At 68.6% G+C, this 245-nt stretch carries 1 protein-coding gene; it reads right to left on the bottom strand.

The annotated features are described in order from the left end of the window. The coding region (locus tag SB751_RS34200; protein WP_410749520.1) for an EAL domain-containing protein at positions 1-245 on the bottom strand (245 nt) is incomplete at both ends.

The following is a 245-nucleotide window of genomic DNA, read 5'->3' as shown; positions in this document are numbered from 1 at the left end:
GAATGAACTGGTCGGGACCCACCAGGCCGCGGGTCGGGTGGTTCCAGCGCAGCAGCGCCTCGGCGCCCATGATAGGCCCGGCGGGCGCCTCGTACTTGGGTTGGTAGTGCAGCACGAACTGGCCCCGTTCCTGCGCCAGGCGCAGGTCGTGCAGCAGTTCGATCTGCTCGTGCGCGTCGGCGTTCATCGACGGCTCGAAGAAGCTGTAGCCGGTGCCGCCCAGGCGCTTGGCGTGGTACATCGCC

It is taken from the genome of Cupriavidus sp. SIMBA_020 (genome assembly GCF_046535395.1).
Lineage (GTDB): Bacteria > Pseudomonadota > Gammaproteobacteria > Burkholderiales > Burkholderiaceae > Cupriavidus > Cupriavidus campinensis.
The sequence above is the reverse complement of the archived record's forward strand: the minus strand, read 5'-3'. Positions and strand labels throughout refer to the sequence as shown.